Annotated in this window: 12 protein-coding genes; 11 read left to right on the plus strand and 1 reads right to left on the minus strand. The window is 65.6% G+C overall.

Annotated features, from left to right (window positions below):
* The first annotated feature begins 3 nt into the window (after positions 1 to 3).
* The 6 genes from rsmD (at position 4) to ACFP9U_RS18145 (ending at position 7,167) form a co-directional block, all read left to right on the plus strand.
* Positions 4 to 558 (plus strand): 16S rRNA (guanine(966)-N(2))-methyltransferase RsmD, encoded by a 555-nt coding sequence (gene rsmD, locus ACFP9U_RS18120; protein ID WP_378623622.1) that lies wholly within the window; start codon positions 4 to 6, stop codon positions 556 to 558.
* A gap of 88 nt (positions 559 to 646) precedes the next feature.
* The gene (locus tag ACFP9U_RS18125) at positions 647 to 2,023 is read left to right on the plus strand and encodes a M16 family metallopeptidase (RefSeq protein WP_378623603.1); all 1,377 of its coding nucleotides are present in this window, start codon (positions 647 to 649) and stop codon (positions 2,021 to 2,023) included.
* Positions 2,020 to 3,393, plus strand: a complete 1,374-nt coding sequence (locus tag ACFP9U_RS18130; protein WP_378623604.1) for a M16 family metallopeptidase — start codon at positions 2,020 to 2,022, stop codon at positions 3,391 to 3,393. The genes ACFP9U_RS18125 and ACFP9U_RS18130 overlap by 4 nt, the downstream gene beginning before the upstream one ends.
* Positions 3,394 to 3,485: 92 nt before the next feature.
* On the plus strand, positions 3,486 to 4,370 hold the full coding sequence (locus ACFP9U_RS18135) for a patatin-like phospholipase family protein (protein ID WP_378623606.1): 885 nt from the start codon (positions 3,486 to 3,488) through the stop codon (positions 4,368 to 4,370).
* 113 nt (positions 4,371 to 4,483) lie between these two features.
* Positions 4,484 to 5,845: a M16 family metallopeptidase gene (locus tag ACFP9U_RS18140; RefSeq protein WP_378623608.1), complete on the plus strand. Its 1,362-nt coding sequence runs from the start codon at positions 4,484 to 4,486 to the stop codon at positions 5,843 to 5,845.
* A complete protein-coding gene (locus tag ACFP9U_RS18145; RefSeq protein ID WP_378623610.1) occupies positions 5,842 to 7,167 on the plus strand; it encodes a M16 family metallopeptidase in 1,326 nt (441 codons plus the stop codon). Before ACFP9U_RS18140 ends, ACFP9U_RS18145 begins: the two co-directional genes overlap by 4 nt.
* A 232-nt stretch (positions 7,168 to 7,399) precedes the next feature.
* Here ACFP9U_RS18145 and ACFP9U_RS18150 read toward each other — a convergent pair whose 3' ends face one another.
* Positions 7,400 to 9,199 (minus strand): monovalent cation:proton antiporter-2 (CPA2) family protein, encoded by a 1,800-nt coding sequence (locus ACFP9U_RS18150; RefSeq protein ID WP_378623624.1) that lies wholly within the window; start codon positions 9,197 to 9,199, stop codon positions 7,400 to 7,402.
* 157 nt (positions 9,200 to 9,356) lie between these two features.
* Between ACFP9U_RS18150 and ACFP9U_RS18155 the strand changes: the two genes are divergently transcribed.
* The 5 genes from ACFP9U_RS18155 to waaA all read left to right on the plus strand — a co-directional run bounded on the left by ACFP9U_RS18155 (position 9,357) and on the right by waaA (position 13,986).
* Complete coding sequence (locus ACFP9U_RS18155) at positions 9,357 to 10,694, plus strand: TldD/PmbA family protein (protein WP_378623611.1); 1,338 nt, start codon at positions 9,357 to 9,359, stop codon at positions 10,692 to 10,694.
* The gene (locus ACFP9U_RS18160) at positions 10,681 to 11,484 is read left to right on the plus strand and encodes a 3'(2'),5'-bisphosphate nucleotidase CysQ (protein ID WP_378623613.1); all 804 of its coding nucleotides are present in this window, start codon (positions 10,681 to 10,683) and stop codon (positions 11,482 to 11,484) included. The genes ACFP9U_RS18155 and ACFP9U_RS18160 overlap by 14 nt, the downstream gene beginning before the upstream one ends.
* Before the next feature lie 135 nt (positions 11,485 to 11,619).
* Entirely contained in the window at positions 11,620 to 11,871 is a 252-nt protein-coding gene (locus tag ACFP9U_RS18165; RefSeq protein ID WP_378623616.1) for a DUF4170 domain-containing protein, read from the plus strand.
* Between the two features lie 4 nt (positions 11,872 to 11,875).
* Positions 11,876 to 12,667 carry a lysophospholipid acyltransferase family protein gene (locus tag ACFP9U_RS18170; RefSeq protein ID WP_378623618.1) on the plus strand — a complete coding sequence of 264 codons (792 nt, stop codon included), beginning with the start codon at positions 11,876 to 11,878 and terminating at the stop codon, positions 12,665 to 12,667.
* Entirely contained in the window at positions 12,664 to 13,986 is a 1,323-nt protein-coding gene (waaA, locus tag ACFP9U_RS18175; RefSeq protein ID WP_378623620.1) for a lipid IV(A) 3-deoxy-D-manno-octulosonic acid transferase, read from the plus strand. Before ACFP9U_RS18170 ends, waaA begins: the two co-directional genes overlap by 4 nt.
* Positions 13,987 to 14,141: the final 155 nt, after the last annotated feature.

Here is a 14,141-nt window from a genome sequence, read left to right on the forward strand (position 1 = left end):
GGGATGCGGGTCGTCGGCGGAAGGTTGCGTGGACGGCGGCTCGCCTCGCCGCGGTCCGACGCCATCCGGCCCACCACGGACCGCGCCCGCGAGGCACTGTTCAACATCCTGGAGCACGGCTATCCCGGCAGCATCGAGGGGCGGCGCGTGCTCGACCTCTTCTCGGGCAGTGGGGCGCTGGGCATCGAAGCGCTTTCGCGCGGCGCAAAGTACTGCCTTTTCGTGGAACAGGATGCCGCCGCCCGCGCTTTGATCCGCGAAAACGTGGAGAGCCTCGGACTGCAGGGCATGACGCGCCTCTTCCGCCGCGACGCCACGCGCCTGGGGCCGGTCGGCACGATGGAGCCGTTCGGGCTCGTCTTTGCCGATCCGCCCTATGGCCGTGGGCTCGGCGAGCGGGCGCTCGCTTCCGCGTTGGAAGGCGGTTGGCTCGTTGCCGATGCGCTGGTCGTCGTGGAGGAGGCCGCCGCCACACCCTTCGCTCCGCCGGCTGGGCTTGTGCTTCACGAGCGCCGCGTCTACACCGGCACGACACTGGCTTTTTGTGGCCCTGCCTGACTTTGGCCACGGTGAGGCCCTAGGCGGATCGCACATCAAAGCCGCTGCTGCCGCTGCGGGCCGACGCCGTTTCAAAGAGGATTTTTTCATGAGGCTGTTGTCCGTCTTCGCCCTGATCGCCCTGTTGATGGCCCCTGCCTTCAACCAGGCCGCGGCTCAGGCCCCGCAGCCGGTCGAGGTGGAAACCTTCGTCCTCGACAACGGGCTGAAAGTCGTCGTCGTCCCCGACCGGCGCGTACCGGTGGTCACGCATATGCTCTGGTACAAGGTGGGCAGCGCCGACGAGGAACGCGGCCAGTCCGGCATCGCGCATTTCTTCGAGCATCTCATGTTCAAGCGCACCGAGACTCATGAGGAGGGCGCCTTCGATGCGGCGGTGAAGGCGGTCGGCGGGAATCAGAACGCCTTCACCACCCAGGACTACACGGCCTATTTCCAGCAGGTGCCGCCGGACGCGCTCGGCGAGATGATGGCTTTCGAGGCCGACCGTATGGAAAACCTCATTCTCGACGAGCAGGCGATCGAGACCGAACGCCGGGTGGTGATGGAGGAGCGCCTTCAGCGCGTCGACAACAGGCCCTTCGGCATCCTCAACGAGGCCGTCGACGCGACACTTTACAAGAACCATCCCTACGGCATCCCGGTGATCGGCTGGATGCACGAGATCGAGGCGTTGGACCGGGACGAGCTCGTCGCCTTCTACGAGCGCTACTATACGCCCAATAACGCCGTTCTCGTGGTTGCCGGCGACGTCGACGCGGAGACCGTGCGCCGGCTGGTCTCGGAGACCTATGGCAGGATCCCGCCAGGCCCCGATCTGCCGCCGCGCGTCAGGCCGACGGAGCCGGAGCCGAGGACGGTCCGCAGCGTGACCCTGCATGATCCGCGTGCCAGCTTGCCGAGCTTCATACGCCAGTGGTTCGCACCCGCCTATTTCTCCGAGCAGGGGAAGACGGCGGATGCCCTGCAGGTGCTGACGGAAATCCTCGGTGGCGGTTCGCGCAGCCGTCTCTATCAGGAGCTGGTGGTCAAGAGTCAGATCGCTTCCGCCGTCAGCGCCTGGACCGGTGTCGGGCGGCTCGATTATTCCAGCGTCGGCATTTACGCCCAATCCAACGACACTGCCGAACTTGACGAGGTGGAGCGCGTGATCGACGCCGAAATTGCGAAGATCGCCGCCGAGGGCGTTTCCGAAAAGGAGCTCGAGACGGCAAAGAATGTGCTGGCAAGCCGGCTCATCCTCGACAACAACGATCAGATGTCGCGCGCCATGGAATACGGCGTCACGCTGGTGACCGGCGGTACGGTCGATGATCTGGGCAAGACGCGGGAGCGCATAGAGGCGGTGACCGTCGAGGACGTCCGCGCCGCCGCACGCACCTATCTCGGAAACCGGCGCGGCGTTACCGGCTATCTGCTGCCCGAAGAAGCGGACACGGCAAGCGAGCAGGAGGACCCCGCATGAGGCCGATCAGCGCAATGTGTTTCCGGTGCTGCGACGATCGCGCAAGGGTGTTGATGCGCTTCGCGCTCGCCGGACTGACGGCCCTCCTGATGACCGCGCTGCCCGTCCGGGCAGCCAGCCTGGATATCGTCGAGGTCACGTCCGAAACGGGGGTTACCGCCTGGCTGGTGGAAGACCAGACGGACCCCACCGTGGCCCTCTCCTTCGCCTTTGTCGGCGGCAGCAACCAGGAGCCGGCCGGCAAGGAAGGCATGGCGGATCTGCTGGTCTCGCTGCTTGACGAAGGTGCGGGCGACCTGGATTCGGAAGCCTTCCAGCAACGGCTCTACGAGACGGGTGCACAGCTTTCCTTCCGCGCCACCGGCAATCGCATCACCGGCGAGCTGAACATGCTGGCTGACGAGATCGAGGAGCCGCTGGAACTCCTGTCGCTCGCGCTCAGCGCGCCGCGCTTCGACGAACAGCCCGTCGAGCGCATGCGCTCCGTCCTGCTTTCGCAAATCAGGGCGGAGAGCAACGACCCGGACGAGCAGGGCCAGCGGGCGCTGGCCACCGCCCTTTACGGCGACCATCCTCTTGGCCGGCAGCCGACGCTTGACTCGCTTCAGGCGGTCTCGCGCGAGGACCTCGAAGGCTTCCATCGCAGGACCTTCGCGCGCTCGAACCTTTTCATCGGCGTCGTCGGTGCCATAGATCCGGAGACCCTGCGCAGCGTTCTCGACGAGGTCTTCGCGGAACTTCCGGCCGAAGCCGACTTGAAGGAAGTCCCTCCGCCGGATCTTAATTTCGGCGAGGAGGTGACGCAGGTCTACGACCGGCCGCAATCCTCGATCAGCCTGGTGTATCCCGGCGTCGCCGCGACGAATGACGACATCTATGCCGCCTCCGTCGTCGCCGAGGTTATCGGCGGCGGCGGGCTGGTCTCGCGGCTCTTCACCGAGGTGCGGGAGCGGCGCGGTCTGGCCTATGGCGCGGGCGCCTTCCTCGACAGCGATGTCGATTGGGGACGACTGGTCGTCTATACATCGACCAGCGCCAACCAGACCGGAGAGGCCCTGGGTGCGGTCCGTGAAGTCGTGCAGACCATGGCCGAGGAAGGGCCGACGGCTGAGGAGCTTGAAAGCGCGAAGCGCTATCTCATCGGTTCCTATGCCGTCGGGAATCTCAGTTCCACCACCAACATTGCCCGCACTCTTGTCAGCCTGCAGCGTCTCGGCCGGGGACGGGATTATCTCGAGCGGCGTGATGCGCTCTTCAACGCCGTTACGCTCGAAGACGCCCGGGACATGGCAAGCAGGCTGCTTTCCGTCGAGCCGACAATGCTCATCGTCGGGCCCGAGGTCGAGGAAACCGCGGACCAGGACGGCTGAAGGCTGGGGGCTGTCAGTTCCTGACGGCCTCTGGAGCCCGGCCGGCAAAAGTGATACCGCTTGCCCCGGCGCAACGATGAAGTGCGGCGGCAATGACTGATCGCAGCGATGCGGCCGCCACCCTGGTGGACCGCAAGCCTCCTGCAGGACCCACCTTCGCGATCGCCTTCGGCGGCGGCGGTGCCCGCGGGCTCGCGCATATTCACGCCATCGAGGCGCTCGACGAGCTCGGGATCCGGCCGGTGGCGATCTCGGGATCGTCCATCGGCGCGCTCATGGGGGCGGGCATGGCCGCCGGCATGAGCGGAAAGGAGATCCGCGCCTATGCGAGCGGCGTGCTCGCCAGCCGCGCGGAAGTGGCGAGCCGTCTCTGGCGCGCCCGCCCGGCAAAGTTTTCCGAAATGATGGAGGGCGGCCTGCGGCTCGGCCAGTTCAATGCCGAGCGCATCATCAAGGCGTTCCTGCCGGCACAGATCCCCCACAGTTTCGAGGAACTGCAGATCCCCCTCCATGTGACGGCGACCGACTACTACGGCCACCGGCTGGCCGTTTTCAAACAGGGGGATCTGCGTTCGGCCCTCGCCGCCTCCGCCGCCCTGCCGGCCGTCTTCCGGCCCGTGCGGCGCGACGGCATGACGCTGATCGACGGCGGGATCTACAATCCCGTACCCTTCGACGTTCTGGAAGGCGCGGCCGACGTTCTGATCGCCATCGACGTTGTCGGCGCGCCGACCGTGCGCTCGCCCAAGGTGCCGAGCACCATCGAGATGATGTTCGGCGCCACCCAGCTCATGATGCAGTCGATCATTGCCCTGAAGCTGCAGAACAAGCGCCCGGACATCCTGCTGCGCCCGGCCGTCGAGCGCTTCCGTGTCCTCGATTTCCTCAAGGTAGACGCCATCATGGAGGAGACCGCCTCTATCAAGGACGAGCTGAAGCGGGCGGTCGAGGCCGTGCTCGAGGGATCGGTGCGGTAGCCGGTTATTAGAAGTTTCGGATAGTAATTTTCCAACATCGCGTTATAATTGTTATTCCTATTCTTGCCGTGTTTTGGACTATATTGGTAATATTTTAAAGTTGAGGTATTTATATGTTAAGTTTAAAACTGTTTTCTGCCAGAACGGCCGGATTCCTGATCTTCCTGCTTTTCTCGTCCGCCCCGTCCGCGTTTGCCGATGCGGTCGAGACCGAGAGCTTTCAATTGGACAATGGTTTGCAGGTGGTCGTGATCCCGCAACGGCGGGTGCCGCTGGTCGCCCATATGCTCTGGTACAAAGTCGGTTCCGCCGACGAGCCTGCGGGCCAGTCGGGTATTGCACATCTCTTCGAACATCTCATGTTCAAGGAGACCGCCACCAATGCGGCCGGTGAACTCAGCAAGGCTGTCAAACGGGTCGGCGGCGAGCTGAATGCGTTCACCACGCAGGATTTTACCGCCTATTACGAGTTCATACCCTCGGATGCTTTGGGCCAGATGATGGCGTTCGAGGCCGATCGCATGCGCAATCTCGTGCTCGACCAGAAGAACTTGGATAGCGAGCGGGAGGTCGTTCTGGAAGAGCGGGCGCTTAACATCGACAACCGGCCCGGGGGGATAGTGGAGGAAGGTCTGATGGCGGCACTTTTCCAGAATCATCCCTATGGGAAGGACATCATCGGCTGGCGACATGAGATCGAGGCGATCACACGCGACCAGCTCGTTGAATTCTACAATCGCCATTACACACCCAACAACGCGGTGTTGGTGGTGGTCGGTGACGTGGATGTTGCGACCGTGCGGACGCTGGTCGAGGAAACATACGGCAAGATCGACCGTGGTCCCGACCTTCCCCCGCGCAGCCGACCGACGGAGCCTGAACCGAGGACGTTGCGAAGCGTGAGCCTCAGCGATCCGCGCGTTGGGTTACCGACGCTCTCGCGCCGGTGGTTCGCGCCGGCCTTTTTCCCCGACGCGCATGAGGAGGCGGACGCTCTGCTCGTGTTCGGCGAAATCCTCGGCGGCGGCCCCCGCAGCCGCCTTTATCGTGAATTGGTCGTCAACACGCGTATCGCCTCGGACGCGTCGGCTGCTTTTCATGCCGGTCTCCTCGATTATTCCATCTTCTCCGTTGACGCGACTCCGCTCAAGGCCGGGGACCTGCCTGAAGTCGAAAGGGCGATCGAGGCCGAGATCGCCCGGATCGTCGAAGAGGGCGTCCCGGAGAAGGAGCTCGAAACCGCCAAGAAGGCGCTGGCAAGCCGACTGACCTTTGCCGAAGACGAGCTTCTGGAACGTGCCTATCAGTACGGCCAAGTCCTCGTCGCCGGCGGCACGACCGCCGACCTCGGCCGAATGCGTGAGCGCATCGATGCCGTCACCGCCGACGAGATCCGCGCTGTGGCGGAGACATACCTGAACGCCCGAACGGCCGTCACCGGCTATCTCCTGCCCGAGGAGGAAGAAAAGCAATGAGAAAACCCATTTTCATGACGCGTCTGCTTTCCATGCAAGCAACACTCATCTGTCTTGTCGCCGCCACTGTTTTCATGGCCGCGCCTGCCAGGGCCGATACGGACATTGTCGAGGTTACCTCGCCCGAGGGCATTAAGGCCTGGCTCGTGGAAGATCTGGCGGATCCGATGATTACCGTCTCCTTCGCCTTCTCCGGTGGGGCGGTGCAGGATGCACGCGGCAAGGAGGGGACGGCTGTACTTCTGGCGAATCTGCTGACGGAAGGGGCGGGCGAACTGGACGCGGAGGCTTTCCAGAAGCAGCTGTACGAGACCGGGGCCGAGCTCTCCTTCAGCGCTGAGGAGGATGTGCTTTCCGGCACGCTGCGCATGCTGGCGGACGAGACGGAAGAACCGCTCCGGCTTCTCTCCCTCGCCCTGGCGTCGCCGCGCTTCGATGAAGCGTCCCTGGAACGCGAGCGGGCAAGAATGATCTCCTCGCTCAAGGAGAGGAGCAAAGATCCCGACGAGCGTGGCAACCGCGCTCTCGCCAAGGCGCTCTATGGTGATCACCCGCTCGCGCGGCAGGCGACAGCGGAGACGGTCCAGGCGATCGACCAGGCCGACCTCGTCGACCTCCACCGCAGAATGCTTGCGCGCGACAACCTCTCCATCGGGGTCGCCGGCGCCGTCGACCGGGAGTCGCTGGCCGGGGTGCTGGATGCGGTGTTCAGCGATCTGCCGGCCGAAAACGGTCTCGAAACGCTGAAGCCACCGCGACTGCAGCTTGGCAAGCGAGTCCACGAGACTTACGATCGGCCCCAATCCGCGATCACCGCCGTCTATCGCGGTGTTTCTCAAAAGGACACGGACTACTACGCCGCCGAGATCGCCACGAACATCCTGGGAGGCGGCGCTGATTCGCGGATTTTCCTCGAACTGCGGGAAAAGCGCGGCCTAACTTATGGCGCATATGCCACTTTGCAGACTGAGCCGGACTGGGGACGCCTGTATTTCTGGACGACAACGCGGGCCCAAGTCCCGGACACATGGCAGCTCATGCGCGAGGTCGCGGAACGCTTTGCAGAGGAGGGACCGACCGAAAAGGAACTGGAGGACGCGAAAAAATATATGGTCGGTGCGTATCTGGTCAACGGTTTCCGATCGACGGCCGCCATTGCCGGGACCCTCGTGCAACTTCAGCAAGAGAATCGGGATAGGGGCTATCCGCAGCGCCTGAAGGAACTCTACGGCGCGATCACCGCCGACGAGGTCAAGGCGGTGACCCGACGGCTGCTCGCCGAAGACCCGACGGTGCTTGTGGTCGGCCCGGAAGTGGACTGAGCACCGGCAGATGAGATCACTTGCCGCCGCACCGATACGGCAAAGCAAGCCGACGGAGCGGAGGTGTGGGCGAAAGCAAGCGCATCCCACTCCCACGGCCCGGCGCAAGCGAACGCCGGGCCGTGTCGATCGACGCCGTAAGCAATGGAATCCGCGCATCGTGTTCTTCGAAATCGATTCGATTTTGGGGCCGATTCGATAGCCGCGGGGCAGATCCGAGCCCTTATACCGCTCAGCTTTCGCTCGTCTCCGTCGTCCGGTCCAGCCGCCGCGCCTCGCGGGAGGGCTTGATCAATGGCTCCGGTGTCACGGGCCGGACATGCATCCTGTCCTGGCCGGCCGCAAAGCCTTCGACCGCCTGTATGGCCAGCCGTTCCTCGTCGCGCCGGCGTACGTCCTCCTGGATCGCCCGGGCCAGGTCTTCGGTCACGTCCAGCGCTTCGAGCGATTTGCGCCCGAAAAGAAGGGCGGACTCGAAGGTCTCGCGAACCTCGTATTCGATGCCGCGTGCCCTGAGCGCCAGCGTGTGGGCGCGATCGTAGGAGCGCACGTAGAGCTTCACATGCGGGAACTCCGACCGGATCATGTCGACGATCGCGTCCGTCACCGCGCGCGCATTGGTGCACACGGCCACCACCCGGGCGCGTCTGATTCCGGCGGCCTCCAGCACCTCCTTGCGCCGGCCGTCGCCGAAATAGATGCGGAAGCCGAACTTCTCCACCGCTCGTACGCGGATCGCCGAATGGTCGATGATCGTCACGTCCTTGCCGCCGGCCAGAAGAATTTGCGAGGCGATCTGGCCGAACCGGGAAAAGCCGATCATCAGCACATCGGCCTCCGCGCCTTCGAAGTCCTCGTCGATCTCCTCCTCCGCCTCGGTGTGAAGGAGCATTTCGCCGAGCCGCACCGAGAGCGGAGTGGCGGCCATCGACAGCGTCACCACCGCCGTCAGCAGCGAGGCGGTCGCGGGCGAGAGGATCAGCGCCGAGGAAGCGGCGGTGAAGAGTACGAAGCCGAACTCCCCGCCCTGCGGGAGGAGTGCGGCGATCCGCACCGCGTCGTTGTGGTTGCAGCCGGAAACCCGGCACAGCCCGTAGATCAGGATGCCCTTGGCGGCCATCAGCGCCGGGACGGCCAGAAGCACGACGAGCCAGTTGGCGATGATCACGTCAACCTTGAGGGAGAGGCCGACGGCCATGAAGAACAGGCCCAGAAGGATGCCGCGAAACGGCTCGATGTCGGCCTCGAGTTCGTGCCGGAAGGCCGAATCGGCCAGGAGCACGCCGGCGATGAAGGCGCCGAGCGCCATCGACAGCCCGGCTATCTGCATGAGGCTTGCCGAGCCCAGCACTACCAGGAGCGCGGCCGCCAGCATCGCCTCGCGTGCGCCGGTGGTGGCGATCAGGCGGAAGAGCGGGTTGATGAGATAGCGCCCGGCCACCACCAGGGCGGCGACGCTGGCGAGCGCCAGAAGAAAGCGCGCACCGCTGATGGCCTCGGCGCCCTCGCCCCCCGGCGAAAGGAGCGGCACGAGCGCAAGCAGGGGCGCGATCGCCATGTCCTGGAAAAGCAGGATCGAAAAGGCGGTCTGGCCGAAACGCCGGTTGAGCGCCCCTTGCGCTTCCATGGTCTGCACGGCGAAGGCGGTGGAGGAGAGCGCGAGCCCGAAACCGATGATGACCGCTGCGGCAAGGGAGAAGCCGAGCGCCAGCCAGACGGCCGCCGCCAGCGCGACACCCGTCGCCAGCACCTGGGCGAGACCCATGCCGAAGATGTCGCGCCGCATCGCCCACAGCCGCGAGGGATTGAGTTCCAGCCCGATGATGAAGAGAAGGAAGACAATGCCCAGCTCCGCCACGTGCAGCAGTTCCTCCCCGCCCGAAATCAGCCGCGCGGCGGGACCGATCGCCACGCCGGCCGCCAGATAGCCGAGGATGGTGCCGAGGCCGAGGCGCTTGAAAAGAGGGGCTGCGATCACCGCGCCGCCGAGGAGCAGCAGCGGCTCGTAATAGACTACGGCGTTTCCTTCCATTCCTTCCCCTTCGGCCGTTCCGCTCGTGCCGTCCGTGCGGGCCGGCATTGCCCTGTCGCCCCCGGCACCATAAATGGTTGGTGTCGCCATGTCTGTTGACTTTTTTCGTGTATTTCGCCGAAGCAGGGCTTACGGCCCGAAACCCTGAAGGCTCCTCATGACCGCATCCGACCAGAAGACCCTCCTCGACCGCGTCGCCGCCCTGGTGGAGATGGCCGAACGTGCCGGCGCCGATGCCGCCGATGCGGTGGTGATGCGCTCACGCTCGAGCAGTGTGTCCGTCCGGCTGGGCAAGGTGGAGGGCACGGAATCGGCCGAAAGCGACGACATGTCCCTGCGTGTCTTCATCGGCAATCGCGTGGCCGCCGTCTCGGCGACCGTCGGCGCCGACCTGGCCGCGCTTGCCGAACGCGCCGTGGCCATGGCCCGGGTTTCGCCGGAAGATCCCTATCAGGGCCTGGCCGATCCGGCGCGGCTGGCGCGCGACGTCGCGGATCTCGATCTGGTCGACGACACCGAGATTCCCGCCGATCGGCTGAAAGAGGACGCGCTCGCCATGGAGGAGGCCGCGCTGGCGGTTCCGGGTGTGACCAATTCCTCCGGCGCTGCCGCCAGCGCCGGCTCGGGCGGGCTGGTGCTCGCCACCTCGCACGGCTTCGTCGGCCAATATGCGGCCACGCGCTTCTCCCGCTCCGCCGTGATCGCCGGTGAAGGCACGGCCATGGAGCGCGACTATGATTTTTCCTCCCGCCTCCATTTCGCCGATCTGGAGGAGACGGAGAAGATCGGCCGCACCGCCGGCGAGCGGGCGGTGAAAAGGCTCAACGCACGCAAGGTAAAGACCGGTGTTTTCCCCGTCGTCTACGACCCGCGCGTGGCGCGCGGCATCGCCGGCCATCTGGCCGCCGCGATCAACGGCGCGTCCGTCGCGCGCAAGACCAGCTTCCTGCGCGACCGGATGGGTAAGGCGGTCGCCGCGCCGGGCGTGACCGTGACCGACGATCCCGTGAAGAAGCGCGGGCAGGCTTCGCGCCCCTTCGACGGGGAGGGCGTGGCGGGCGAGCGCCTCGTTCCGGTGGAGAACGGTGTGCTGACGGCCTGGCTTCTGTCGACGGCGGTCGCCCGTGAACTGGGGCTTGAGACGAACGGTCGCGGCGTGCGCGCCTCCTCCTCCGTCAATCCGTCGGCGACGAATTTCGCCATCGAGCCGGGCGAGGCCGCGCCGGAGGCGCTGATCGCCGGCATCAAGAACGGTTTCTACGTCACGGAACTGTTCGGCCAGGGCGTCAATCTGGTGACCGGTGAGTACAGCCGCGGCGCTTCCGGTTTCTGGATCAAGAACGGCGAGATCGCCTATCCCGTCTCCGAGGTGACGATCGCCTCCAATCTCAAGGACATGTTCCTGCGCATGACGCCGGCGAACGACCTCGACCGCAATTTCGGCACGGCGGCACCGACGCTGCTCATCGAAGGAATGACCGTTGCCGGTGAATGATGCCCCGGGCCCGGCTTTGGCGGATGATCGGTCGCTGATCGCGCGCGCGGCGCGGGAAGCCGGCCGGATCGCGATGCGCTATTTCCGCAACGATCCCGAGGTCTGGTGGAAGGAAGGCAATTCGCCCGTCAGCAAGGCCGATCTGGAGGTTGATCTGTTCCTGCGCCGGACCCTCACGGAAGCGCGCCCCGACTACGGCTGGCTGTCGGAGGAAACCATCGACAGCCAGGAGCGCCTGAGTGCCGCCCGCACGTTCGTCGTCGATCCCATCGACGGCACCCGTGCCTTCATCGAGGGGCGCCGGGTCTGGTGCGTCAGCATCGCCGTGGTCGAGGACGGACGCGCCATTGCCGGAGTCTTGGAGTGCCCTGCCAGCGGCGAGACCTTCAGCGCCGCCCTGGGTGCCGGCGCCCGGCGCGACGGAGAGGCGATCACCGTGCGCAAGCCGGGACGCGAACTCCTCATGGCCGGTCCCAAGCCGATGATCAAGGCGCTGCCGGCGGAGGTTTTCGCACGGGTGGCGCCGCACCCTTACGTGCATTCGCTCGCCTATCGTCTGGCCATGGTGGCGGAAGGCCGGCTGGACGCCACCTTCGTGCGACCGGCCTCCCATGACTGGGATGTGGCAGCGGCCGACATCATCCTCGCCGAGGCGGGCGGATTGATCGTCGACGCCACGGGCGGTCGCCCGCGCTATGGCGGGCCGAACCCGCGCCTCGGACCGCTGGCGGCCGGCAGCGGGCACCTTTTGGAGACCATGGCGGGTGTGTTGTCGGACATTCGTGTGTAATGGGCGGTGGGCGCCGCCCCGCGCGGGGTTGCCTGCCGCTCAGAATGGATTCAAAAAGGGTGGGAACCGCTTCGCGGCATGCCGGCATTCCGGCATTCCGTCACAAAACCTCCCAATTGGGGTAGAAAGACTGCCATGGCCGAGGAAACAGACAAGAGCCAGCTTCTCCATCTCGTCTTTGGTGGAGAGCTGAAGTCGCTGACGGGCACCGAATTCCGGGACCTCGACGCGCTCGATATCGTCGGGATCTACGGGGACTACAAATCCGCCGAGGCAGCCTGGCGGGCCAAGGCACAGGAAACGGTGGACAATGCCCACATGCGCTACTTCATTGTCCACCTCCATCGCCTGCTCGATCCGGATGCAGGCAAGGCAGGTCGGGACTGATTCCATGGGCGACAGGGCAATGGCGCCTTCGTCTCGGGTGGAGGCGAAACCACGCCCGCGCGCCCGCGCAGGGGTGATGAAGACGCTCTGGCGCCGTGTCCGCAAGCCCCTGGCGCATTCCCGCAACGTCAAGAAAGCCCTGGCATTCCTCATGGCCGCGGGAATCCGCTTCATAGAGCGGACCAACCGCCGGGTCGAAGGCTCGCACGACATGGAAAAGGTGATGGAGGCCCACGGGCCGGCGATTGCCGGACTGTGGCACGGCCAGCACCTCCTGGCGCCCGCAGTCAATCCCCGCACGCATCCCGTCGTGGCATTGTTCTCGCGCAGTGCCGACGCCGAGCTCAATGCACTCGTGGCCCAGAGGCTGGGTTTCGACATCGTGCGCGGTTCCGGCGGGCGCGAGGGCAAGCACAGGGTCAGGAAGGGCGGTGCGGCCGCGCTCATCCAGCTGAAGCGCAAGATCGAGGCCGGCTTCAGCGTCGCCATGATCGCCGACATTCCCCACGGCACGCCGCGCCAGGCCGGTCTCGGCATTGTCACGCTCGCCCGGCTTTCAGGTCGGCCGATCGTGCCGATGGCAATCGCCACCAGCCGCCGCAAGGTCCTGAAGAACACGTGGGACAAGACGACGGTGAATCTGCCCTTCGGCCGCCTTGCCCTCATCCTCGGGGAACCGATCTTCGTGGCGGCCGACGCGGACGACCATGAAATGGAGGAGAAGCGCCGGCAGGTCACCGACGCGATCGATGAGGTCACCGGCAAGGCCTACCAGCTCGTCGATGGCAAAGAATGAGCGAACGCTGGGCGCGAGCCATCCTTGCCACGTATCGCTGGACAGGCGCGGCTGCCTATCCGCTCATCGGCGGCTACATCGCCTGGCGTGTCAGCAAGGGCAAGGAAGACCGCATCCGCCGCCACGAGCGCTACGGCAAACCGAGCCGCGAGCGGCCCTCCGGCCCGCTGGTCTGGATGCATGCGGCGAGCGTCGGCGAGACGATTGCCGTTCTGGGACTGGTCGAGCATCTGCTGACAAGCCGCATCAACGTGGTGCTGACGACCGGAACGGTGACCTCGGCGAGTGTCGCCGAGGAGCGGCTGGGCGACCGCGTCGTTCACCAGTATGTGCCGCTCGATCTGAAGCCGGCCGTCAGCCGCTTTCTCAGCCATTGGTCGCCCGATCTCGCCATCATGGCCGAATCGGAGATCTGGCCCGTCACCATCCTGGAGCTCGGCGTTCGGCACGTGCCCCAGGTGCTCGTCAACGGGCGCATGTCCGACCGTTCCTTCGCGCGTTGGCGCAGGCGACCCTACCTGGCCGAGGCGCTGTTCGAGAATCTCGCCCACGTGGTCGCCCAATCCGAAATCGACGGCGAGCGTTTCCGGGCCCTCGGTGCACGGCCGGTCACCGTCTCGGGAAACCTGAAGGTGGACACGCCGATGCCGCCGGTCGACGCGGACATGCTTGCCCGGTTGAAAGGGATGCTGGGCACCCGCCCGGTGTGGGCGGCGGTCTCCACCCATCCGGGGGAAGAGGAAGCGGCGGCGGATGTTCACAAGATGCTGCGCCGGCGCCGTCCCGATCTCATTACCATCATCGTGCCTCGACATCCCGAGCGCGCCCCGGCAATCAAGGCCGCCCTCGCCGAAAAGGGGCTCAGTGTCGCCTGCCGCAGTGATAATGGGGCTATAACAGCGCAGACGGATATCCTTTTGGGCGATACGATCGGAGAGATGGGACTTTACTTGCGGTTGACCGAGATTGCCTTCATGGGACGTTCGCTCACGGGCGAGGGCGGGCAGAACCCGATCGAGCCCGCCATGCTGGGCACGGCGGTCCTGTCGGGCGTTCACGTCCAGAACTTCCGCGATTCCTACGCCCGCCTGCTTGATCGCGGCGGGGCGCGGCTGGTGCGCGACACGCAGATGCTGGCCGGCGCGGTGAACTTTCTGCTCAACAACGATGCGATGCGCGGCGCGATGATTGCCGCCGGCCGGCGGGCGGTGCACGAAATGTCGGGTGCCTTGTCGCATACACTGGTGGCACTCGAACCCTTCGTCCATCCGCTCATCGTCAAGAGCCGTCTGCAGGGTAGCGGCGGCGGGCGGGGTTGAGCGATGGCGACGAGCGAGGCGCCCCCCTTCTGGTGGGAGAGGTCGGACTGGCGCGCCTGGGCCCTGTGGCCCTTCTCGACGGCCTACGGACTGGTCGCCCGCGCGCGGCTGGGCGCGGCGCGGCGGGAAAGGATCCCCGCGGCGGTGCTTTGCGT

The organism is Nitratireductor sp. GCM10026969 (genome assembly GCF_042660605.1).
GTDB lineage: Bacteria > Pseudomonadota > Alphaproteobacteria > Rhizobiales > Rhizobiaceae > Chelativorans.